The following is a 24378-nucleotide window of genomic DNA, read 5'->3' as shown; positions in this document are numbered from 1 at the left end:
GACGAGAAGAGCCTTACACCACAATTCCCTAACTAATTAACATTCAAATAATTAGCCTTTCAAATAAGCAATTCACCAACTAATTAATTCTCTAAATAGTTCGAGTTGTGGCAAGGCGGCAAACAAGGAAATCCCTAGGAGCATACACAAGTATGTGACTAGGGTTGACGAATGAAGCCAACACAGTCACAACTTGAAATATGACGAGAATTTAGGGGTTATTGCCAAACATATCCTTAACCCAATCCGGCGCATCATCTTGTTGCTCGCCATTATTACCATTTAAGTCCCAGACCGGGGCTTGCTCTTCTGACGCTTGGCATAACCCTTCTGGGTTATCTGTCCAAATCGGCAACATTCTACCGCCGCCGAAGTTTGAGCAACTTAATTGACCATCAGCAGTGACTTGCATATCAACAATGCCCTCTGGTGCACGATTGATAAGTGCTAATGGCGCTTGGTTATCTAAGTAGCGTTGGTACACTTTCAGTGCGCCTGTCGCCCCTGTTAATTGTGTTGGACCGTTATTATCACGGCCAACCCACACAATCGCCACTTCTTTGCCATCAATACCTGCATACCAGCTATCGCGTAGATCGTTAGTTGTCCCTGTTTTACCGGCTAAATTATACTTGGCGTATTTGGTCAATAAGACTCTGCCCGTACCTTGTTTAACCACTTGCTGCATACCATACAATGTGAGGTATGCCGCTTGGGAAGGTACTGCTCGCTCTGCAGATGGGTAGCTTTGGTAAATTTCATTGCCATCTCCATCAATAACAGAACGCAATGCAGATAATTTCGCACGATTACCGTCACCACCAATGGTTTGATAAACTTGAGCAACTTCCGCTGGTGTTAGGTTAACTGCACCTAATAACATCGCAGGAACTTTTTCCATAGCAGCCGCAGGAGCTCCTAAGCGTACAAAAGTATTAAACACTTGGTCTAAACCAACCTCTAGCCCTAAGTTTACCGTTGGGATATTTTGTGATTTTGCCAAAGCGTCAACTAACATCATACGGCCGTTGAAATTACGGCTGTAGTTTCTTGGGCTCCAGTTTTGATTCCCGACTTTTACTGTTAGTGGCTCATCTTTTAACCATGTATTTAAACGAAAACGGTCCGGTTCACTTAGTGCAGCGAGGTATACCGGAGGTTTTGCCAGAGAACCAATGCTGCGCCGTGCATTTAACGCACGGTTAAACCCTGAATATTGGGGCTGAGAACCACCAACCATAGCGCGTACTTCGCCATTAATGCGGTCAACTACCACCATTGCACCTTCTATGTCATCTAATTTACGAGATTTACGTAAATCAGCGACACCATTCTCAACTGCATTTTCAGCCGCAGTTTGAGCCACAGGATCTAGAGTGGTAAAAATTTTCGCACCAGAGAGTTCTTTAACTTTATCGCCCAATTTTTCATTGAGTTCTAAACGGACCATTTGCATAAAGGCAGGTTGAGAAGCCACTAGCCCTTCTTTATTTTTCACACCGAGAGGCCTTGCGCTCAGTACCTGATACATTTCTTGGTCAATCACACCGCGTGTTTCCAAGATTTTCAGTACGATATTACGGCGTTTAATCGCATTTTGTGGCTTAGTCCAAGGGTTATACGTTGATGCCCCTTGCACCATACCGACTAATAACGCCTGTTGATCAAAACTTAGTTCGTTGATTGGACGACCAAAGTAATACAAGCTCGCTAATGGGAAACCACGAATTTCATCATTACCATTTTGGCCTAAAAAGACTTCGTTTAAATACAGCTCTAAAATGCGCTCTTTGCTGTAGTTGTAGTCCAGTAAAACCGCCATGTACGCTTCATTGGCTTTACGTTTTAATGTCCGTTCATTGGTCAAAAAGAGATTTTTGACTAACTGCTGAGTTAAGGTACTTCCCCCTTGAACAGAGCGTCCTGCACTTAAGTTAGCAACAACAGCACGGCCAATAGAGTACAAACTGACCCCATCATGCTCATAAAAGTTTCGATCTTCGGTTTCTAGTAAGATTTTAACTAAGGACTCAGGAAAATCAGATATCGGTAAAACTAACCGTTGCTCATTATTCGCCGACTGCATCATCGTGATCAGTTTCGGGTCCAAGCGGAAAAAGCCAAATGAGCGGCCATTTTCCATATTTTCAATTTTGCTCAACGCGTTATTATCAAACACCATACGCGCGAGTATTTGCCCTTCTTTTTGATCAGGGAAATTGAACGGTCGGCGTAAGATTTCGATACTATTACCGCGTACTACAAATTCGCCCGATGTCGTTATTTTACTCACCTTACGGTATTGCATACCTTCAAGCAGGCGAACCATTTCAGCCTGGCTGTAGTCCATGCCCGGTTCAAGATTAACCATCCGGCCGTATACTGCGGCGGGTAAGTCCCAAACCTTACCATCGAGACGTTCTTTAATTTGTTGGTTTAAATAAAAACCATATGCCGCGAGTAAAACAGCAAACACGATCATCAGTTTGACTAGCAGCCAAAACCAACGCCATTTACTTTTTACCTTCCGAGGCTTGTTCTTTTTTGAGCCTTTTTTAGCCATTTGCTCTTCTTCATCTTCATCATCGAGATATTGTTCATCAATATCATCATCTTCAAATAAATCTTCATCGTCATAGTCATCGCGGTCTCTACGGCGGCGAGATGAAGACTGTTTTTTCCCAGCAGTTTTTTTATTACGTCTGCCGATCGGTTCAAAATCTTTACCTGACATGGTCACTCCATATCACATGACAAAATAACTTAATAACTCACTAGTTACGCCAATTTAGTGGTTAATTTTGGCTCATAACCTCAGAGATTTCACCAAAGAAAGCTCTTAATTACATTTCCTTACTCAGGTTAACGCATCGATAGCCTGAATGAGGAAACCCGCTATTAGAGCACAAAAATAGGTTATTTCGCACCCATCATCGCTTTTTTTGTTTGTCTCGTTGGCGCAGTATTTGCAGGGTCATCCGGCCATAAATGCTTTGGATAACGCCCTTTCATCTCTTTTTGTATCTCTTTATAGCTACCCTGCCAAAATGCGCCAAGGTCTTGCGTAATCTGTAATGGCCGCATCGCAGGAGAAAGCAAAGAGAGCGTAATAGGAATTTTCCCTTGTGCTACTGTCGGGTTCGCTTTTTCCCCGTACATCTCTTGCATACGAATAGCTATCACTGGTGGCTTATCTAACGAATAGTGAATACTTACATCATGTAAAGATGGCGCTCGATAGGTCTTCGGAAACATACTTTCTAACCACTGTTGCTGCTGCCAATCTAATCGATTGATTAATAAAGAGGCTAAATCAATCTGCTGTAGTTTTTGCTTATTTGTTATGCCATCAAGATAAGGTTCAAGCCATTCATCTAACGAATCTAATAGCGCTATATCATCAAAATCAGGAAAAGCAATATCAGGAAAATGCCGCTTAGCTAGCATGCAGCGAATACACAATTGCAAAGCATCTTCCTGCCAATTTAACTGCTGCAAGCCATTTTGCTTCAACCAATAAACCAGCGCTTGGCAAATCTCAGCCTTATCAGGGTTGCTCAAACGTTCTGATTTCACTACTAATTGGCCACATTGCAAGCGTTTCCAAGCTAATAAGGTCCCTTTTTGTTCATCCCATTCGACCGTTTCTTGAGTGTTAAATAAAGATGGGCAATCTGCTTGTAATCTGTCAATTTCAATAGGATAAGCCAAGGAAATACGCGCATCCGCCATATTTTCGGGTTGCCATAAAGACACCACCATTAACCACGACTCTCCCATTAGCCTATCCGATTCACCCAATATTGCCCCTAAACCACTCGCTAATTGATAGCGATGTTGGTTATCTCGAGATTTCGCAATGCGATCGGGATAACCCACAGCTAACAACGTTGGTAACCACTCACTAATTAGCGCATCTTGCTGGCCAATGGTACTCAACACTTTTTGTTCGCAAAGTGCTGATGCTCTCTTGCACCACCCCTCAGTTGGCCTTTCTATATAATAACGAAGATCCGCATCTTGTTGACGAGGGGGGTCCTCGATAATCGCTACCAGCAACGCAGCTAATTGAATAACATGCTGATTTTTGGTCCGTTGTGCATTACATAGCATTGCCGCTGTTCGCACTGAACTGCCTAACACCGCCATCTGCTGCCCAAAAGGCGTTAACTTACCAGCCACATCAATGGCACCTAATTGACTGAGTAAATTTTTTGCCGCAGATATCGCAGGTTTCGGGGGTAAAGTCAGCCAATTCAGCTGTGCCACGTCGTGACAGCCCCACTGTAATAAAGATAACCATAAGTTGCTTAGGTCACTTTGTGCAATTTCAGCCTCGCTAAATTGAGTTGCACGTTCAGCTTGCTCTTCACTAAATAAGTGCCAACAAACACCTGCTTCTAAACGGCCTGCTCGACCGGCTCGCTGCGCCATCGATGCTTGGCTGATTCGCTGTTTAATGAGCTTTGTCAGTCCTGTTCGTGGGTTGAACTGACCCACACGTTCAAGACCACTATCCATCACAAGGCGGATCCCTTCAATCGTTAAACTGGTTTCCGCAATATTGGTGGCTAATACGACCTTTCGCATTCCTTCTGGTGCCAGCTGTATCGCCTGTTGCTGAGCCTGTAGAGATAGTGCTCCGTATAAAGGACATAAAAGTATGTCCTCACTTACCATCGAAGCGAGTTCTACTCTTACTTTCTCGATTTCCCCCATACCTGGAAGAAATAATAATAAAGACCCGTGCTCTTGTTGCAATAACTGCCAAGCCGCTAGCGCCACTTCTTTATGGAAGAGTTTATTTGGGTTAATCGGATGATATTCACGTATTACGGGGAACGTACGCCCTTGTGAGGTGATAACTGGAGCATCAGGAAACAACTGATTCAGCCCTTGATTATCCAATGTCGCTGACATCAATAGAATACGTAAATCTTCACGTAAGGCTTGCTGTGAATCAATTAACAAAGCGAGACCTAAGTCTGCCTGTAAATTTCGTTCATGAAACTCATCTAAAATGACTAAGTCAACCCCTTCAAGCATTGGGTCATTTTGCAGTAAGCGGGTCAGTACGCCTTCTGTCACGACTTCAAGACGCGTGTGGCGACTAACTCTAGTTTCAGAGCGCATGCGTAAACCGATGGTATGACCGATATCTTCACCAAGTTGCTGTGCGAGGCGAGCCGCTACTGAACGTGCCGCTAAGCGACGGGGTTCCAACATAATAACCCGCCCATCAATAACCCCACTTTTTAATATTTCTAACGGTAAAACCGTTGATTTACCTGCACCTGTAGGTGCATGAAGCAAAACTTGAGGTGAAGCGACTAACGCGGTAAGTATGTCCTCACAAACTTCGAATATCGGTAACACTGAGGTTATCACTCCATGTATTTAACTTTTACTGTCAGACATTGTAGCATTAGCCTCTTTTGCCAGTAAGCATATTACCGACAACGATAGCGGAGATCCCATGGAATTTGAACCCGCCTTACAACCAGCTACTCTGATTAAGCGTTACAAGCGCTTTTTGGCTGATGTTACTTTACCGAGCGGTGAAGAAATTACAATTCACTGTGCGAATACAGGCGCTATGACAGGTTGTGCTACCCCTGGTGATACCATCTGGTATTCGACGTCCAATAATACAAAACGCAAGTATCCGTATAGTTGGGAGTTAACCCAAACCACAAATGGCCACTTTATTTGCATTAATACCCTTCGTGCGAACCAATTAGTTGCACAAGCCTTAGCCGAAAAACACATTCCAGAATTATCCGAATACAGCGTAATAAAGCCTGAAGTTAAATATGGCACAGAAAATAGCCGAATCGATTTCTATCTCACGCAAAATGGATTACCAGATTGCTTTATCGAAGTAAAATCAGTAACTTTACTAGAAAATAATCAGGGGTTCTTTCCTGATGCAGTGACACTTAGAGGCCAAAAGCATTTAAGAGAGCTCATGCATATTGCGAAAGAAGGAAAAAGAGCCATACTATTGTTTGTTGCTTTACACACAGGTATTCACGTAGCATCTGCAGCGGCACATATTGATAAACAATATGCGCTCTTATTGGAGGAAGCGAGACAAAGTGGTGTTGAAGTGCTTTGTTATCAAGCTGATATAACTGTTCAACAAATGGTGTTAAGTAAGCAGATTCACTTTAACTCTATTAAATAAAGTTTTTTTAACCGTTTTTTATACGAGGCCGCAGAGTTCTGGGCGCTAAAAAGGGAATAAACACGCTCGCCCTCACAGCATTACAAAACTCATTGCAGGAACGATTGCCAAGAGCGCAGTCTTCTGCTATTTATAGCGACCTTAATTTTTCCCCCTTGGGGTTTTTGTAAAATTTGCGTGTGTAGGAGAAGCATTATGCAAGAAGGGCAAAAACGTAAGACATCGTCCTTAAGCATTCTCGCCATTGCTGGGGTTGAACCCTATCATGAAAAAGCTGGCGAAGAGTACATGAACGAGGCCCAGTTGGCGCATTTTAAGCTCATTCTCGAAGCATGGCGCAATCAACTCAGAGATGAAGTGGACCGGACTGTTACTCATATGCAAGATGAGGCAGCTAACTTTCCAGACCCCGTTGATAGAGCCGCTCAGGAAGAAGAATTCAGCCTTGAATTACGTAACCGGGACCGTGAACGTAAACTGATTAAGAAAATCGAAAAAACGCTGAAAAAAGTTGAAGATGACGACTTTGGCTATTGTGAATCATGTGGTGTAGAAATTGGTATCCGCCGTTTGGAAGCCCGTCCTACCGCTGATTTATGTATCGACTGTAAAACATTAGCTGAAATTCGCGAAAAGCAAATGGCTGGCTAGTGTCTATATGGAGTCCTGAACGGCGCATATTACTGCGCCGTTACAAGGGAACTCTACATCCTGTTATGTTCAGCTCAGAGCTTATTCCTTGCGTTAGCTATCACATAAAATCTATCCTTCCCGCATCTTTTTGCCAATTGGTTGGCGATAACGTCCTATCGTGCTCTTTTAAGTAAGATAAACATTTACTTTCACGTAATTTTTTACGGAGATAGATTAGGCTGTTATTTAACCCCATAGTTTGAAGTTGAATAATCATCTAACAACAAAAAAGCGCTTAAAATAAGGCTTCTAAACCTATACTTCTATAGTGAGATCGCTTTTTGAGCTATTATTTTGCGTAAATTTTATTGGTAACGTTTATAATTAGAGATGACTTTTATTCGTTTAACCATTCTCAAAGAAACTTCTGTGAGCTATGATTAGCCGCTTATTTTTGTTTAATGAATATTGGTAATGACATCGAGGTGTACTATTTTTAACCGAGTAGCAAATTTCTGCCGTAATATTTTATCTCGCAATACAGACGCATCCCCTGAAGATGTAGAACAACATCGTGATACTTCGCGAGATATACAGGCAGCCGGTAAAAGGCCAGTCACTCATTCTGCTCATGCGCAAACCGCATCTAAAGAGCAGAACACCGCTCAACCCCATAAAACAGCCCCTATTAAAAAAACGGTTCGTCAATCTCAACGTGCCGATTCAACACCTGAGAAGCGCCCTACAATGACAACCGTAAACGACGAAAACATTACTGTTATACCGCGTTCCGAACATCCTATTTCGCGTAGTGATATTAGTGACAATGCATTAAAAGTACTGTATCGCTTAAATAAAAGTGGCTTTGAAGCCTACTTAGTGGGGGGTGGTGTGCGTGATTTGCTTTTAGGCCAAAAGCCTAAAGACTTCGATATAACTACGAACGCAACACCTGAGCAGATCCGCAAATTATTTCGTAATTGCCGTCTAGTTGGTCGTCGTTTCCGTCTAGCCCATATTATGTTTGGCCCCGAAATTATTGAAGTTGCAACTTTCCGTGGCCACCATGACCAAAATGTGTCAGATGACAAAAACTTATCTGCACAAGCGCAAAACGGTATGTTGTTACGCGATAACATCTTTGGTTCTATTGAGGAAGATGCGATTCGTCGGGACTTCACCGTTAATAGCCTATATTACAATATTGAAGACTTCACATTACGTGACTACGTTAATGGTTTGAAAGACCTCAAAGCTGGCGTTATTCGTTTAATTGGTGACCCTGAAACGCGCTATCGTGAAGACCCAGTCAGAATGCTAAGAGCGGTACGTTTTGCCTGCAAATTAAATATGAGCATCGAGCCGAAAACCGCAGAGCCAATTTACCAACTCGCTCATTTATTGAGAGAAATTCCATCTGCTCGGTTATTTGAAGAATCACTCAAATTACTCCAAGCAGGCCAAGGTTACGCGACTTATAAAATGCTCAAAAAATATGGTTTGTTTGAGCAACTTTTCCCTGTTGTCGCAAGCCGATTTACTGATAACAGTGATTCGCCAATGGAAAAAATCATTGAGCAAGTCCTCAAAAATACTGATTTCAGACTAAAAAATGATAAGCGTGTTAACCCTGCTTTTTTATTTGCTGTTATGTTATGGTATCCAGTTACTGAGCATGCTGAGAAGCTATCTCAAGAAGGCGGGTTGGCCTATTACGACGCCTTTGCGCTGGCAATGAATGATATATTAGATGAACAGTGCCGCTCGATTGCGATCCCAAAACGCATTACAACCACTATGCGTGATATTTGGTTATTGCAATTACGCTTACCTCGCCGCCAAGGTCGTCGCGCAAATAAACTCATGGAGCACCCAAAATTCCGTGCAGCGTTTGATTTATTAGAATTAAGAGCCAATGTTGAGCACCGCAACGAGTTACAAGAGTTAGCGTTATGGTGGACTGATTTTCAACAAGCGAATAATATCAAACAGCGTGAAATGATTTCGGAATTAGGTAGTGCCCCTACTCGCCGCCGCCATCGCCCACGTTCATCACAAGGTGGAACCGGCGCGCGCCGGCCGAATAAGTCATAATAGATAGAGAGAATACAATGGAACAAGTCTATATTGCTGTAGGAAGTAACCTTGGTGAGCCGCTGCTACAGGCACAGCAAGCTATTGCAGCATTAGATGCTATTCCTAATAGCCGCGTTGTTTCTACCTCTTCTGTTTATCGAACCAAACCATTAGGCCCACAGGACCAGCCAGATTTTTTGAATCTGGCTGTGCTACTAGAAACAAGCCTTGAGCCTGAAGTTCTTCTTAACCATACACAAAAAATCGAACTTGAGCTTGGCCGTGTACGCAAAGAGGAACGTTGGGGGCCACGAACGCTTGACCTCGATATCATGCTTTTTGGTAACCGTATCATCAATACTGAACGGTTAATCGTTCCACATTATGGGCTAAAAGAGCGTGAGTTTATGTTGTATCCGCTTAGCGAAATCGCCCCTTCCCTTGTTTTTCCTGATGGCGAAAAGCTTTCAGAAAGACTCACACAAGTCCCTCGAAATGGCCTAACGTTTTGGGATATTCCAGCCTAAAATGTTCAACCTCTTATGAGGTATGGTCGCAGGGAGATCATTTCCGGAGGTTATTATAATGAAACCAATTTCTCTGGCTGATTTATGTCAGTTTAAAAAAGACAAACACAAATTTGCAACCATGACAGCCTATGACTCAAGCTTTGCTCAATTATTTTATGAGCAAGGTATTCAGGTGATGCTCGTTGGAGACTCACTGGGAATGACGATCCAAGGTGAATCATCTACTTTACCTGTGACCGTCGAGCAAATTGCTTACCACACCCGATGCGTTCGCAAAGGTGCACCAAACGCCTTCATTATTGCAGATATGCCATTCATGAGTTACGCCACACCAGAACAAGCTTGTTCTAATGCAGCAATTTTGATGCAAGCGGGTGCAAACATGGTGAAAATTGAGGGTGGCAGCTGGTTATGTGATACCGTAAAAATGCTAGGAGAACGCTCTGTTCCTGTGTGTGGTCATCTCGGTTTAACACCACAAGCCGTGAACGTTCTTGGCGGTTATAAAGTCCAAGGACGCGATGAGGTCACGGCAAATCAATTACTCAAAGATGCGATTGCATTAGAAAATGCAGGTATCCAATTATTAGTTCTCGAATGTGTTCCAACTGCCTTAGCAAGTCATGTTTCTGAAGAACTGCTATTACCGGTGATTGGTATTGGCGCAGGAAATGGAACTGATGGACAAATCCTTGTTATGCATGATGCACTGGGTATTACCGCACGAGCGCCTAAATTTGCTAAAAACTTTTTAGCTCAAGCAGGCAACCTTCATGATGCTATTCGTATGTATATCCAAGAAGTAGAAGATGGCATTTACCCAAGTGAAGCACATTCTTTTTCTTAATTGATGCCAGTAATTATAAGGAACACACGTATGCTTATCGTTGAAACGGCACTTATCTTACGCCGTGAAATTCGTCGTTGGAAACAAGAAGGTAAACGTATTGCACTTGTCCCAACGATGGGTAATTTACACGATGGTCACTTAACACTCATTGACCAAGCGAAAAAACAGGCTGATATTGTGATTGCCAGTGTATTCGTGAACCCTATGCAATTTGATAGGCAATCTGATTTAGCCAATTACCCACGAACTTTGCAAGAAGATTGCGAAAAATTAAAGCGTCGTGATATCAATTTAGTTTTTGCCCCTTCCCCGCAAGAATTCTACCCAGAAGGGATGGAAAAACAGACTTTTGTTGAAGTTCCTGAGTTATCGACCATGTTAGAAGGCGCAAGCCGTCCCGGTCATTTTAGAGGTGTCGCAACGGTTATCACTAAGCTATTCAACTTAGTTCAGCCAGATATTGCCTTGTTTGGTGAAAAAGATTACCAACAGTTGCAATTAATTCGCAAATTAGTTTCTGACTTATCATTTGATACTCAAATTGTTAGTGTCCCAACGGTTAGAGCTAAAAATGGCCTAGCACTGAGTTCACGTAACAATAATTTGTCAGCAGAAGAGCTAAAAATAGCGCCTAAGCTGTATCAAATTATGCAACAAGCGGGTGAAAAATTAGTGGCTGAACCTAGCGCATCTGAGGTTATTATTGAAGAGATGAATAATAGCTTACGTGAAGCCAGTTTTACTCCTGATGAGCTATTTATTCGCGATGCAGAGACGTTGTTACCACTTGGTGATTCCAGTAAACGTGCGGTTATTTTAATGGCGGCATGGTTAGGTCAAACGCGTCTTATTGACAATTTACAAGTTGACCTGCAACGCGATATTGCATAAAACAATAAGACTTATAACACTATCACAGCAACCATCTTGCTGCGTTGCTAAGCCTGTTGCGACTTATATACACGTAGTCAACAACGCTGCAGTTTTGAAGGCACTATGATTTTATTCAAAGTCATTCAGATTGCAGCTAGGCGGCAAGTAAGTGAGTCCCTAGGAGCATACATAAGTATGTGACTAGGGCGAACGTACGTAGTCAACAACGCTGCAATTTGAAGGACGAAGAAGAAATGTTAAGAAGAATGTTACAAGGTAAACTCCATCGCGTCACAGTCACACAGGCAGACCTACACTACGAAGGGTCATGTGCGATTGATCAGAACTTCATGGATGCTGCTGGGATCCTTGAATATGAAGCCATTGATATCTATAACGTCGATAATGGTGAGCGTTTTTCAACCTACGCGATTTCTGGCGAGCGCGGTTCAAAAATTATCTCAGTAAATGGTGCTGCTGCACGCCGTGCTGCGGTAGGCGATAAACTCATCATTTGTTCATATGTACAAATTGACGATGAAGATGCGCGCACGCATAAACCGAAGGTTGCTTATTTTGATGAAAACAATGTCATGAGCAGGGTTGCTAAAGCAGTGCCTGTACAAGTCGCTTAATATAAGAAAGCACCCTTCTATGGCGCTTGAGATTGTTGATAAAGCGGGATAAATACCTATTTTTCCCGCTTTGTTTTATCAGCCCAAAATCAATAAGTTGGTTTTTTTGGGGTTTACTTTAAAACTTGCTCTAATTGCTGATGACATAATAGGTTTACCAGCAATCAGAGGGCAATTTAGCAATCCTTTTTACTTAAATTATTTTTTTGCGTTAATGTCGCAATTGCTTCACGGTAACAAAGTTCAAGTTTTTCTCTGCTATCCGCCGTAATATGAAGGTCTTGCAATCGGCCATTGTTAATACCGTAGACCCAACCGTGGATCATGACTTTTTGACCGCGTTTCCACGCTGATTGCATAATGGTAGAGTGGCCTAAATTATAAACTTGTTCCACAACATTTAGTTCACATAAACGGTTAAGTCGCTCGCAAGGTTTTAATTCACCTAACATAGAGCTGTGTCTGTACCAAATATCACGTATGTGTAATAACCAATTATTGATTAAGCCGAGTTCGGTATTATCAACAGCCGCTTCAATACCACCACAACCATAGTGACCACAAATAATGATGTGCTCAACTTGTAAGACATCAACGGCATATTGAATAACAGATAAACAATTAAGATCCGTGTGGATAACTAAATTAGCAACATTACGGTGAACAAAAAGGTCGCCAGGTGCTGCGTTAATTAGCTTTTCTGCAGGTACTCGACTGTCTGAGCAGCCTATCCATAAGAATCTTGGCTTTTGTGCTTTTGATAATTCTTTGAAGAATTCAGGATCTTGCTCTTTTACTGATGCTGACCATGCTTCATTGTTAGCAAACAGTTCTTCTATTTTTCTCATCATGACTTATAGCCTAATTGTGTTACTTTGCGATAAAATCTTATACAGCATTTATTGATTAATTAATAATTAGTTATACTAATTTTAATGCCCTTATGATGAACCTCTCCTTTAGACAAAACAACCCTAAATTAGTAACATATTGAATTATCTTAGATAAATTAATTATCTCTTTTCTGCATAACATAGGACAGAAAAAAGTGGCATCATTAGGATATATTGCCGCCAAACTATCTTAAGAATAAAGGTTTTTTTTACATATGACATATGCACTTGAATTATCGCAGTTAACCAAAACCTACCCCGGTGGTGTAAGAGCCTTGCGAGGAATCGACTTAAGCGTTGAAGATGGCGATTTTTATGCTTTGCTAGGACCAAATGGTGCAGGTAAATCAACTACAATCGGGATTATCAGCTCATTAGTGAATAAAACGAGTGGGAGTGTAAAAGTTTTTGGTTATGATTTAGAAAAGCAAGTTGTACAAGCAAAACAACAACTTGGTTTAGTGCCTCAAGAATTCAATTTCAACCCTTTTGAGACAGTACTACAAATCGTCCTTAACCAAGCGGGTTACTATGGAGTCACTCGTTCAGTTGCTGTAGAACGTGCCGAACAGTATCTGACTCAACTTGATTTATGGGAAAAACGCAATGAGCGTGCCCGCAATCTATCAGGTGGAATGAAACGCCGTTTAATGATTGCTCGTGCTTTAATGCACCAACCAAAATTATTAATACTCGATGAGCCAACAGCAGGAGTGGATATCGAGTTACGTCGTTCTATGTGGACATTTTTGAAGAATCTAAACGCTCAAGGGACGACAATCATTTTAACAACTCACTATTTAGAAGAAGCTGAAATGCTGTGTCGTAATATTGGTATTATTCAACATGGTGAGCTAGTTGAAAATACAAGTATGAAACAACTACTTAGCCAACTAGAATCAGAAACTTTTATTTTTGATCTAATGCCCAAAAGTCCTGTTCCTCAATTATTAGGGTATGAATCTCGTTTGATAGACACATCAACACTTGAAGTGGATGTAAAAAGAGAGCAAGGCCTAAATAGTGTTTTTAGCCAATTCAGCGAGCAAGGTGTACAAATTTTAAGTATGCGTAATAAAGCGAACCGTTTGGAAGAGTTATTTGTTAATTTAGTCAAAAAAGAAAGCCATGCGGCCGAGAAGGAGATTGTAAAATGATCTCATTGTACTGGGTAGCATTAAAAACTATTTGGATAAAAGAAGTCACTCGATTTGGTCGTATCTGGGTACAAACCTTATTACCACCAGTCATTACAATGTCACTATACTTTGTCATTTTTGGTAATTTAATTGGCTCAAGAATTGGTGATATGGGTGGTGTGGACTATATGCAATTTATAGTTCCGGGGTTAATCATGATGGCAGTTATCACTAACTCTTACTCTAATGTCTGCTCTTCATTTTTTGGTTCTAAATTTCAAAAGAATATTGAAGAGTTACTGGTTGCACCTGTTCCAACACACATAATTATTGCTGGTTTTGTTGGTGGAGGTGTTGCTCGTGGGATCCTAGTTGGTTTTTTAGTCACGTTAGTGTCACTATTTTTTATTCCACTACAAGTCCATTCATGGGTTATGGTTGTAGTAACCTTGTTGCTAACCGCTATTGTATTTTCACTTGCTGGGCTATTAAATGCAATTTTTGCTAAGACGTTTGATGATATCAGTATCGTTCCTACTTTTGTCCTAACACCGTTAACTTATTTAGGTGGTGTCTTTTATTCGCTATCCTTATTACCGCCAGTTTGGCAGGCTATATCTAAATTAAACCCTATCGTGTATATGATTAGTGGATTTAGATATGGATTCCTAGGTATTGCAGATGTATCAATCGCAATTACTCTTGGTGTACTGATGATTTTCTTGATAGTTTTTTATTTACTAACTTGGTATTTGATTGAACAAGGTAGAGGGTTACGCAGTTAATTTAGCCTAGATTATAAATAATAAAAAGGTCATATCTATCGTTGTCATTCAGCTAATTAGATATGGCCTTTTATTTTTAAGTAAAATCACTTAATCAAGCAAAGAATATTCTCGATAAAAAATCAAAACTAAAGTAAATTTAATAAAAAATTATATATTAAAGAGAGTTTACTACCCCTTTAATTTAAACCATAAATAGTTTCTTATTGAAAACATTAAAATTCATGGTCTTATCATTCATTTTATTTACCTGGAAAAGGTAAAAATAAAAAGGTGATTTTATAGCACTGCCAGATCATATCTTATGAGTTTTCACATTTCCCCTACAGCAAATAAGCTTTAAACACCTTAAATACCAACTTTGGAAATTTTTAATACCACGCATCTCGTATAATAAGAATATTGGCCTGCATATATCCGTTAAATTATATTTCAAACGAAATACAATGTTACAGTTACTTAAATAATATTTAAATTTAATTTTAATATAATTGTTATCGTTAACAGTTAAGAAAATATCAGTTTATTGGATTATTCATCTATATTATTAACTTAAAAGTGTTATTTCAAAGTTAAACATCGCAATTTAAGTAAAATACTTAAAATTACTCGTTTAATGGATTTACTTTAAAAACACTAATATAATTTTGATGTGTGAAATATATGGGATAATAGTTATTAAAAAATAACTTAGTCATCTAACCTGAATATAATTAATGATTCTTTACTAGATAGATAAGAGGTTCCTATGATTTTTAAAAAGTCAGTATTAATGGCATCAATTATTATGGTTTCATTATCAAGTGTGGCACATGCTGCAATTGATAGCGGTAATGCTAAAGGCACCATAAATTTCAAAGGTCAATTTATTGATACGACTTGTACTATTGAAGTTAATAATACAAACAAAAATGAAGGTGTAGTGCAACTTGGCACTTGGATGACTAACACCTTCGATAAAGTCGGTGAATTAACTGATGCAGTTCCTTTAACAATAGGCTTGAGTGGCTGCCCTGCAACATTAGCACGTGCTCGCGTCACCTTCGGAGGAACCGCACACCCAGATAACAACCAATTATATGCTGTCAATGAGGCTGAAGGTGTTGGTATTGGTATTTCTGGTGATGTTAACGGAACAAATTTCTATACTCCAGACACAGAAGCTGATGGTATTGATTTGAAAGGTAATAGTGGCGAAAAAACATATTATGCGCGTTACGTTACAACCGCAAATGAAGTTACTGCTGGTAAAGCAAACGCTGACGTTACTGTCACTATTCAATATAACCAATAGTTCACTGAATTAAGGGAACATTCGTTCCCTCTTTTTATAGGGGAAAATTTTGAAAAAGCATCTCATTTCATTAGCGCTTTTATTTATGACGACTCTTAATGCAAACGCCAGTGTTATTTTAGGTGGCACTCGTGTTATTTATGAAGGCAATAAGAAAGAAGCTTCAATTTCAGTGAGAAATGATGACAAAACACCTTATCTTGTACAATCTTGGGTAAATAATTTTAATAATAATGATAAGCAAAAAGTACCGTTTACTGTAACTCCTCCACTTTTTCGCATTGAACCTGAATCAGCCAATGCTGTTCGAATTGTTTTAACAGATTCTCAGTTACCCTCTGATAAAGAATCAGTTTATTGGCTAAATGTTAAATCAATTCCACCATCTGACCCAAATGCAACAAATAATTTAACGATTTCAATTAATAACAAGATTAAATTATTTTATCGCCCTGCAGATTTACCAACAGCAGAAGCATTAATTGCGTATGAAAAATTAACCTTTAAAAAACAAGGAAGCTATTTAAAAGCAAATAATCCAACGCCTTATTATGTTTCATTCGGGGAGTTGAAGGTTGGTAATAAAGAAATTGCAGAACCAGGCATGGTCCCTCCTCTGGGCGAAGCGTCATGGAATATTTCGGGAACTCAAGCAAACCAAGTTACTTGGAGTGCAATTAATGACCATGGAACGATAACGAAAGCGAAAACTCAGACATTAAAATAATCAGTTGGAAGAACATTCATTATGCGCTGCATTTCAAGAAAGCAACATCCATTAAATCGTCATTATGACGCGATAACCGATTTGCATAATGGGGTAACTTATTTTCGATTAAAAAAAATATGTCAGGTAGTAACTGCAATAATTTTGGCTGGAATAAGCATTAGTCATGTATCTGCGGAAGATTATTTTAGTCCTAGCTCACTCAGCGTCATTGATGGCCAAAATATTGCAGATCTACCTAATTTAGACCAGTTTGCTAACCCTGGAGGCCAGTTAGCGGGAGAATATCATGTCGATATTATCGTAAATGGTATTTTAATGGATTCTAAGGTTATCGAATTTGTTAAGGATGATAAATCAAGCCAATTAATTCCACGCATAACAAAAGAAGAATTAGCACTTTGGGGAGTTAAAGTTAATTCTATTCCAGCATTGGCTGCACTTTCTGCTGGGCAATATATAGGCCCAATAGGCGAATATATATCCGAGGCAAAATCTACGCTTGAATTAAATCAACAGAAGCTGAATATCTCAATACCTCAAATTGCTATGAATAAACAAGCATTAGGTACTGTTCCCGCTAGTCAATGGGAAAATGGTGTTCCTGCTTTAATCTTAAATTATTATTATAGTGGTTCAAACAATTGGAGTCGTAATAACGCCAAAGATACAAACTCTCATTATTTCAACCTTCGTAGCACTGGAAATCTAGGCCCATGGCGTTTAAAAAACTATTCGACTTATACGGATAATAGTGGAGAACGCGAATGGAAAAACATTGAGACTAGCTTAGAAAGAGGGATTAATTTCTTAAAATCTCAATTAGTGATTGGTGACACAGCGACACCAAGTGAGATTTTTGATGGTTTTCAATTCCGTGGTATTCAATTACAAAGTGATGAATCCATGCTACCTAGTTCAATGAGAGGTTTTGCTCCCATTATTAGGGGAATAGCTCAAAGTAACGCAGAAGTTACGATTAAACAAAATAACTATGTTATTTATCAATCCTATGTCTCTCCAGGTGCATTTGAAATTGATGATTTATACCCAACAGGGACTAGCGGTGACTTAACCGTTATAATTAAAGAAGCGGATGGTACTGAACGCTCATTTACTGTTCCGTTCTCATCAATTGCTATTATGCAGCGAGAAGGGCAACTCAAGTATTCATTAACGGGGGGAAAATATAAATCTAATGCCTCCGGTGAAGTAGAACCTGATTTCCTGCAAAGTACTTTTATTTATGGGTTACCAAAAGGTATTACTGGGTACGTTGGAACTTTACTATCAAAAAATTACCAATCTTATGCGATAGGAATGGGAATTAATTTAGGTAGTTTGGGAGCACTATCGGCTGATGTTACACAAGCAAATAGCCAAAATTTATTAGGGAAAGAAGATACCGACAGTGGGCAGTCATATCGTTTTCAATACTCCAAAAACGTGACCTCGACTGGTACATCTGTAACTTTAGCTAACTATCGTTACTCAACGGAAGGTTTTTATTCATTCAGTGAAGCTAACAGTAATCAACCTAAAATATATCGCGATAATAAAAAAAATCGCTTTCAAATCTCACTAAATCAGTCACTAAATGAATTCGGTAATATTTATTTTTCTAGTTATCAGCAAGATTATTGGAACCGTTCGGGTAAAGAACGCTCATTAAATGCAGGTTATAACAAAAGCTTTGATGGGATCACTTATAACTTTAATTACAGTTATTCTGATAGTGCTTATCAACGTAAAGCTGATAATTACTTCTCTTTTTCAGTTTCTATTCCACTTAATAATACATCCGGCAATTACACATCGATAAATAGTAGTATTACAGCGGATAACAGCGGCAATGCAGACGCAATGATGGGAGTAAGTGGTACTCTTGGCGAAAAAAATAATATTAATTACGCTGTTCAGCAGTCATATGGAAATAAAGAAACTCGTGGTAGTGGAAATGCCTCGGCATCTTATCGAGGAAGTTACGGTGTTGCTAATGCGGCCTATGGCTATGATAGATATTCACAGCGAGCAAACTACGGTTTAACAGGGGCGGTTGTTGCTCATCCATATGGCATCACTTTAGCTCAGCCTATCTATGATTCTTTCGCGATTATTCGAGCTCCGGGTGCGGAAAATGTGCAAGTTTTAAATCGAGCTAATATTTCAACCGATTCTCGAGGTTACGCCATTGTGCCTTATCTCAATCCTTATACTAAAAATGAAATATCCCTCAACATTGACTCTTTACCTGAAAATGTTGAATTAAAAACCAATACAGTTAATGCGGTACCAACAAAAGGCGCCGCAATTTTGGCAAGCTACCAAACTCATGTCGGTTACCGATTATTATTTAATGTTACTCATAATGGAAAACCAGTGCCTTTCGGTGCAATGGCCCAATTCGCTCAAAGTGATGACCAAAATATGAGCTCAGGTATTGTCGGTGATAATGGTGATGTGTATCTCAGTGGGATGCCAGAGCAAGGGCGGCTACAAATTAAATGGGGTAAAAACCAAGAAGATCAGTGTGTTGCCGAATATAAATTAACCGCTGAACACTTGAAGCATCATTTACCCATATTGCCCGTCAACTGCCAATAAAATAGGTTTTGAATATGAATATAAAACAAATTATTGCTTTGGTTGGTATTACCTTGTTTTCATTTAACGCGCTCAGTGTCGGGCAGTTTCGTATCAATTTAGGGGATTTAGAAATTGATACGGCAGCTCATAAACTTCCCCGTGAAGCGATATTGGGTAATGGCTGGAAGCAATTTGAATCTACAGGGAATCAAGAATTATGTGTTGCTGAAGGGCCGGGAAACTTTAATTTTACTCCTCAAGTAAATAGCCAACCCGTAGGAATGGTGATTAATGATGGATCAGGGAGTTACCCCGTTTTTAGCACTGGCATTAATGGCGTGGGTTATGTCATGGCATTAAGGCAAAAAGGAACGAGCCAATGGTATCCATTAACAGGAAATAATAGCGAAATTAGTGCCATTGATGGCTCATCATCGCTACAACTTGAAACACGAATGATGTATGTCAAAACCGTTCAAGGAGATATTGAAGGAACGGATAAAGCTGTTACACATTTTAATCCAGTCAAAGTGCAATGCAGTGGTGATATGAATTGGGTCTCATCAGTAGGGGAAATATTGCCTGCATCAACATTGATTTCATGGGCACAACGCACTTGTGCAGTTTCATCAGTTCGACAATCGGTCGACCTCGGCGTCCATGACATCGCTAAAGTTCGCTCGTTAAATATAGGAGATACCTTTGGCCATGCTCAACAGTCGATTACGATTAACTGCCCTACCATCATGTCTGTAGCCTACACCGTAGCGGATAACTTGCATCCAAGTAATATAAATACAGATATTATTTATTTAGAAAATGAAAGCGAAAACCCTGGGTTTGCGGTGCGAGTATACGAAGCGGGTCAATCTTCCCCATTGAAATTAGGAGGAGACCGTACCTTATCCAACAATTATGTCTATTCCTTGCTGGATAAAGCAAGTCTGAGCCCCATTGTCACAAAAACATTTGAATTCAGATATGTCAAAACATCAAATGAAGTGAAGGCAACTCATGGTAATGCACAGGTTACGGTTACCCTTGTGTATAAATAATCAAGGGTCATTATTTATGAAACATAATTTAAATCTATTTGTACTGTTTTTTATATCTCTAATGCCAATGAATGTGATGGCTGTGGATGCCTATATCAAGGTGAATTTCACAGGTTCGATTAAAGGTGAAACGTGTAGCATATCTTCTGCTGCGCAAGGTGTTGATTTAGGAATGTGGTTTTTAGAAGGTGATGGAAGCAACTTCCCTCGTAACTCAGTGACGGATTGGGTGGAATTTGATTTGGTTTTTAATTGTTCAACAGTAAATCGACAAGTGAGTGGCGCCTTAGAAGGAACCCCTGCTGCACTAGATAGAAAGCTATTTGAGTTGGATCAGACTGAAGGTTCAGCGAGCGGAATGGCAATTCAAGTTGAAGCTTATTCACCCGAGCGCAAACGTTGGGAAGCGAAAAATGCAAATGAAGTCAGCACCTTAATTAGTGCGGCAGGGACAACTTCAGGAACTAATACAGTTCAATTGCGCGCACGCTATAAGCAATTAGCAAATAGCGCAACACCAGGTACGGCAAATGCCTCTATTACATTCGTTGTACGAAATAATTAAGGGGAAGCAATGAATAAAAAAACTCAATATGCAATTCATTGCGTTGTAATAATGATATCATTATTTTCTGTTAAATCATTTAGTTACGATGCCATTTTTAATATTACAGGACGAGTGTCTTCTAATACCTGCTCCGTCCAATCATCAAGAATACAAAATGTTCATCTTGGTGATTATACTATTGGCCAGTCTGGCTTTGGTAGTGGTGTCAACACGCAAAGCAAAGATGTGAGATGGCAGATTGATTTTGATTGCGATAAAGACACTAAAATTAATATTGCTCTTCAAGGAAGTCGATATTCAGGTTCTGACACAGTTCTAGACATAGATAGCTCTTCTGATAGAGCCAGAGGTGTTGGAATAAGAATAGAATACAGTAATAACCGTACGCTGTGGTATAGGATGGTAATAGGTGGCCGTGGTACTTTGGTTTCTCCGTCAAATGTTGACGGAAAACTATCGATATACTTTAACTCGTATTATATACAAATGGAAAAAACGATTCTTCCAGGTAAAGCCAATGCGACTATGGACGTAGAAGTGACTTACGAATAATAAATTGCAAAGTAGGAAAAGCGCCCTACTGTGGCGCTCAGTATACTGCTAACCTATACTATCTAGCTACAGTAAGAAGGACCGCTAAACGCGGCTCTTCTTTATAAGGTCACCAAATATTAATCTTCAAGTAACGTTACATGACCAATATAAGGCAGATGACGATATTGTTGAGCGTAGTCGATACCGTAACCCACCACAAATTTGTCTTCAATAGAATAACCAATCCACTCAACAGGAACCTGCACTTCGCGACGTGAAGGTTTATCCAGTAATGTACAAATAGCGACAGATTTAGGGCCACGTAATTCGAAAATTTCACGAACTTTATTTAAAGTATTACCAGAGTCGATAATATCTTCAACGATTAATACGTGTTTATCACGGATATCTTCGTCCAAATCTTTGACAATTTTAACATCACGGCTCGATGTCATCGCATTGCCATAACTTGAAACAGTCATAAAATCGACTTCATGAGGAACATCAATCTTACGGCATAAATCAGCCATAAAAATAAATGAACCTTTCAGCAAGCCAACAAGGACTAATTCACCATCAAGCTTTTGATAATGAGCACTAATTTTATCGGCTAATTCACTAATTCGTTGAGCAATCTCTTCTTCAGAGATCATCACTTCAAGGGTATGTTTCATCTTCTATTACGCATCTATGGGAATGGAAAGCACGTAATTTTAACATAGGCAGCACGCATATACTAATAAAGGAAAATACAGTGCTAAAATTTCACACTGCATTTTCTCTGAAAATAAATATTGCTGTTAACTGACAGTGAAGCCCAACATCATTCCTGTATCTTCATGCTCCAAAAGATGGCAATGGGCCATATAAGGGTGCTGTTGAGTTGCAGGGTGTTTAAACTCGACTAAAATTTCACTCACCTGCCCTTCCACTTTAACAATATCTTTCCACCCTTGACGATGAGGCGCTACGGCTTGGCCGTTTTCTTTTAGGATACGAAAACGTGTGCCATGGACGTGGAATGGGTGCAACATCATATCGCCACGCCCTGAAACGACCCAAATTTCTTGCTGATTCATAGGGGCATTGAATGCGGGATGCGTCATTGAGAAAACTTGCCCATTTATAGTATTCGCATTATGAATATCCAAACCATCAGAACCTGTACCACAGTGGCCGCCACTTCCCATTTTGCCATTCATATTTCCATGGTTCATATTACCTGCATTCATGTTACCGTGGTTCATATTCCCCATCATTGCACCATGACCGCCCATGTTACCCATGGCTTGGTCGCCATATTTTTCACGTAACATCATCATGCCTTGCATGTCCAAACGCATATCCATCATTAAGTGGAAACGACGGCGATTTAAGCCAGCAAGAGAAGGAATAGCAGACATTGCTGCAAGTGTTGATGGTAAGTCACCTTCTCCCTTCGTCAACGTTGTTTCAATACGCAGTACTGGCAAAGGCTGGTCAAATGGTGCGATCGTCATACCCATTTGCCCGACAGGTAGAGTTACCAAATCGAATGCACGACCATCGGAGGCATCAATTAATACTTCAAAACGCTCTCCCATCAAGATAGGTAATTCTGTTACCGCAATCGGCTCGGCTAATAAACCACCATCACTCGCAACGACATACATTTTACGTTCATCACTGGTGGAAATATTTAAACTTCTAGCATTACAGCCATTCAATAACCTTAAGCGCAGCCAACCTTTCGGGGCAACATGTTTAGGATAAACAGCACCATTCGTTAGCATGATGTCACCGAACCACCCCACAGCCGCACTCATCACATCAAGCTGGTAATCAATTTGCCCATCATCTTTTAAGCGTTTGTCTTGCAAAATGACAGGAATATCATCAACACCCCAATCGCTTGGTAAGCCGTGTTTTGTGCTGTCATCATCTTTAATTAATACAAGGCCAGCTAACCCCATCGCCACTTGGTAGCCGGTTTTTCCATGAGTATGAGGATGGAACCAACATGTCGCTTCGCTTTGATTTACCGTAAAATTCACTTTACGGCTTGTATCTGGTTGGATTATCGCTTGAGGGCCGCCATCTTGCTCACCTGAAATCTCTAAACCGTGCCAATGAACCGTGGTGTCTTCTGCCAGTTTGTTAATAATATTGATATTAACATTTTGTCCATTTTTCAAACTAATTGCAGGGCCTAATAAATTACCGTTATAACCCCATGTCGTCGTTTGCTTTCCTGGAACAAATTGCGAAACACCCTGCTGAATAACTACCTGAATGTTGCCTTGCACATCAGGCTCCAATAAGGGTGGAATCGCTAATGTTGGATAATTTCCTGCTGCGACCGCGATGCGGCTCCAAATAGGCAGCGCACTTGCAGCATATGTGATAGCACTTAACTTAAGAAAATCGCGACGTAGCATTGATAACCTTCCTTTTATTTATCAAATCGATAATCATCAGTGGTGTAATTTATGACAAATTACACTTTCGAAGCAAAACATGGTTTAATGGAGGTATGATAAAGCTTCCCCTTACAGGAAGGTCAATAAAGCCACTCTAAAAATGTGGGTTTATTACATGGATTTAAGAAAAATATAGTTGACTAACAATTCTATTCTTATGCTAACGTAACTTGACATAGAAAACAGATAGAATAACGAATGCGCAAATTTATATTGATGTCATGCTTAATGACTCTGTTAGGGATAACCAATTCTGCCAGAGCCCTTTCCAACAACGAAGCTGAAGATCTTGCTGATCTCACGGCTGTTTTTATTTATCTAAAATATGATTGCGGGTATTCACAAATCCCAGATAGAGAAATTGAACGTGCCATTGTTTACTTTGCTAAAAGTAACAAATGGGACCTTAGCAACTATAATGCGGAAAAAATGACCGCCCTTAACAAAGAAAGTTATAGTGACCTAAAAGGGATACCACTCACCACTGAGTTTAAATGCCAGTCCCTTGCACGGGATTCTCTTGGCCTCTTTGCTTACGTCAAGTAAGCTGATAA

General features: G+C 40.0%; 21 protein-coding genes. 16 read left to right on the top strand and 5 right to left on the bottom strand.

Annotated features, from left to right (window positions below; genetic code table 11):
• Nucleotides 1-211: 211 nt before the first annotated feature.
• Both mrcB and hrpB read right to left on the bottom strand, forming a co-directional pair.
• On the bottom strand, nucleotides 212-2734 hold the full coding sequence (gene mrcB / locus PR834_RS03375) for a bifunctional glycosyl transferase/transpeptidase (protein WP_094960952.1): 2523 nt from the start codon (nucleotides 2732-2734) through the stop codon (nucleotides 212-214).
• A 182-nt stretch (nucleotides 2735-2916) separates the two neighbouring features.
• The gene (gene hrpB / locus PR834_RS03370) at nucleotides 2917-5376 is read right to left on the bottom strand and encodes an ATP-dependent helicase HrpB (protein WP_272536427.1); all 2460 of its coding nucleotides are present in this window, start codon (nucleotides 5374-5376) and stop codon (nucleotides 2917-2919) included.
• A 100-nt stretch (nucleotides 5377-5476) separates the two neighbouring features.
• Between hrpB and sfsA the strand changes: the two genes are divergently transcribed.
• From sfsA to panD, 7 genes are all read left to right on the top strand, one after another.
• On the top strand, nucleotides 5477-6187 hold the full coding sequence (gene sfsA / locus PR834_RS03365; protein WP_004260493.1) for a DNA/RNA nuclease SfsA: 711 nt from the start codon (nucleotides 5477-5479) through the stop codon (nucleotides 6185-6187).
• Nucleotides 6188-6382: 195 nt separating this feature from the next.
• Complete coding sequence (gene dksA, locus PR834_RS03360; RefSeq protein ID WP_004260494.1) at nucleotides 6383-6838, top strand: RNA polymerase-binding protein DksA; 456 nt, start codon at nucleotides 6383-6385, stop codon at nucleotides 6836-6838.
• 729 nt (nucleotides 6839-7567) lie between these two features.
• The gene (gene pcnB, locus PR834_RS03355; protein WP_206077539.1) at nucleotides 7568-8914 is read left to right on the top strand and encodes a polynucleotide adenylyltransferase PcnB; all 1347 of its coding nucleotides are present in this window, start codon (nucleotides 7568-7570) and stop codon (nucleotides 8912-8914) included.
• Between the two features lie 17 nt (nucleotides 8915-8931).
• Nucleotides 8932-9423 (top strand): 2-amino-4-hydroxy-6-hydroxymethyldihydropteridine diphosphokinase, encoded by a 492-nt coding sequence (gene folK / locus PR834_RS03350; protein ID WP_094960949.1) that lies wholly within the window; start codon nucleotides 8932-8934, stop codon nucleotides 9421-9423.
• A gap of 58 nt (nucleotides 9424-9481) precedes the next feature.
• Nucleotides 9482-10273 carry a 3-methyl-2-oxobutanoate hydroxymethyltransferase gene (gene panB, locus PR834_RS03345; RefSeq protein WP_036958292.1) on the top strand — a complete coding sequence of 264 codons (792 nt, stop codon included), beginning with the start codon at nucleotides 9482-9484 and terminating at the stop codon, nucleotides 10271-10273.
• Between the two features lie 30 nt (nucleotides 10274-10303).
• Nucleotides 10304-11167, top strand: coding sequence for a pantoate--beta-alanine ligase (gene panC / locus PR834_RS03340; RefSeq protein WP_036958293.1), 864 nt, complete (start codon nucleotides 10304-10306; stop codon nucleotides 11165-11167).
• A gap of 236 nt (nucleotides 11168-11403) precedes the next feature.
• Complete coding sequence (gene panD / locus PR834_RS03335; protein ID WP_036958294.1) at nucleotides 11404-11784, top strand: aspartate 1-decarboxylase; 381 nt, start codon at nucleotides 11404-11406, stop codon at nucleotides 11782-11784.
• A 176-nt stretch (nucleotides 11785-11960) separates the two neighbouring features.
• Here panD and can read toward each other — a convergent pair whose 3' ends face one another.
• Nucleotides 11961-12635: a carbonate dehydratase gene (can, locus tag PR834_RS03330; protein ID WP_004260515.1), complete on the bottom strand. Its 675-nt coding sequence runs from the start codon at nucleotides 12633-12635 to the stop codon at nucleotides 11961-11963.
• A gap of 257 nt (nucleotides 12636-12892) precedes the next feature.
• On the opposite strand from can, the gene PR834_RS03325 reads away from it, so the two are divergent.
• The 8 genes from PR834_RS03325 to PR834_RS03290 all read left to right on the top strand — a co-directional run bounded on the left by PR834_RS03325 (nucleotide 12893) and on the right by PR834_RS03290 (nucleotide 21383).
• Nucleotides 12893-13834 carry an ABC transporter ATP-binding protein gene (locus PR834_RS03325; RefSeq protein ID WP_004260518.1) on the top strand — a complete coding sequence of 314 codons (942 nt, stop codon included), beginning with the start codon at nucleotides 12893-12895 and terminating at the stop codon, nucleotides 13832-13834.
• A complete protein-coding gene (locus tag PR834_RS03320) occupies nucleotides 13831-14601 on the top strand; it encodes an ABC transporter permease (RefSeq protein WP_004260522.1) in 771 nt (256 codons plus the stop codon). The genes PR834_RS03325 and PR834_RS03320 overlap by 4 nt, the downstream gene beginning before the upstream one ends.
• A 748-nt stretch (nucleotides 14602-15349) precedes the next feature.
• On the top strand, nucleotides 15350-15895 hold the full coding sequence (locus tag PR834_RS03315) for a fimbrial protein (protein WP_004260526.1): 546 nt from the start codon (nucleotides 15350-15352) through the stop codon (nucleotides 15893-15895).
• Between the two features lie 49 nt (nucleotides 15896-15944).
• On the top strand, nucleotides 15945-16622 hold the full coding sequence (locus PR834_RS03310) for a fimbrial biogenesis chaperone (protein WP_272536426.1): 678 nt from the start codon (nucleotides 15945-15947) through the stop codon (nucleotides 16620-16622).
• A gap of 21 nt (nucleotides 16623-16643) precedes the next feature.
• Nucleotides 16644-19226, top strand: coding sequence for a fimbria/pilus outer membrane usher protein (locus PR834_RS03305; protein WP_196725285.1), 2583 nt, complete (start codon nucleotides 16644-16646; stop codon nucleotides 19224-19226).
• A 14-nt stretch (nucleotides 19227-19240) separates the two neighbouring features.
• The gene (locus PR834_RS03300) at nucleotides 19241-20263 is read left to right on the top strand and encodes a fimbrial protein (RefSeq protein WP_196725286.1); all 1023 of its coding nucleotides are present in this window, start codon (nucleotides 19241-19243) and stop codon (nucleotides 20261-20263) included.
• Nucleotides 20264-20279: 16 nt separating this feature from the next.
• Nucleotides 20280-20828: a fimbrial protein gene (locus tag PR834_RS03295; RefSeq protein ID WP_165119655.1), complete on the top strand. Its 549-nt coding sequence runs from the start codon at nucleotides 20280-20282 to the stop codon at nucleotides 20826-20828.
• A gap of 9 nt (nucleotides 20829-20837) precedes the next feature.
• Nucleotides 20838-21383 (top strand): fimbrial protein, encoded by a 546-nt coding sequence (locus PR834_RS03290; RefSeq protein WP_272536425.1) that lies wholly within the window; start codon nucleotides 20838-20840, stop codon nucleotides 21381-21383.
• A 119-nt stretch (nucleotides 21384-21502) separates the two neighbouring features.
• Here PR834_RS03290 and hpt read toward each other — a convergent pair whose 3' ends face one another.
• Both hpt and cueO read right to left on the bottom strand, forming a co-directional pair.
• Complete coding sequence (hpt, locus tag PR834_RS03285; RefSeq protein WP_125891608.1) at nucleotides 21503-22039, bottom strand: hypoxanthine phosphoribosyltransferase; 537 nt, start codon at nucleotides 22037-22039, stop codon at nucleotides 21503-21505.
• Nucleotides 22040-22165: 126 nt separating this feature from the next.
• Nucleotides 22166-23782: a multicopper oxidase CueO gene (gene cueO / locus PR834_RS03280; RefSeq protein WP_272515163.1), complete on the bottom strand. Its 1617-nt coding sequence runs from the start codon at nucleotides 23780-23782 to the stop codon at nucleotides 22166-22168.
• A gap of 240 nt (nucleotides 23783-24022) precedes the next feature.
• Between cueO and PR834_RS03275 the strand changes: the two genes are divergently transcribed.
• Nucleotides 24023-24370 (top strand): YacC family pilotin-like protein, encoded by a 348-nt coding sequence (locus tag PR834_RS03275; protein ID WP_096863287.1) that lies wholly within the window; start codon nucleotides 24023-24025, stop codon nucleotides 24368-24370.
• Nucleotides 24371-24378 lie beyond the last annotated feature (8 nt).

It is taken from the genome of Providencia sp. PROV182, assembly GCF_028480325.1.
Classification (GTDB): Bacteria; Pseudomonadota; Gammaproteobacteria; order Enterobacterales; family Enterobacteriaceae; genus Providencia; species Providencia hangzhouensis.
This window is presented reverse-complemented; position numbering and strand designations above follow the sequence as displayed.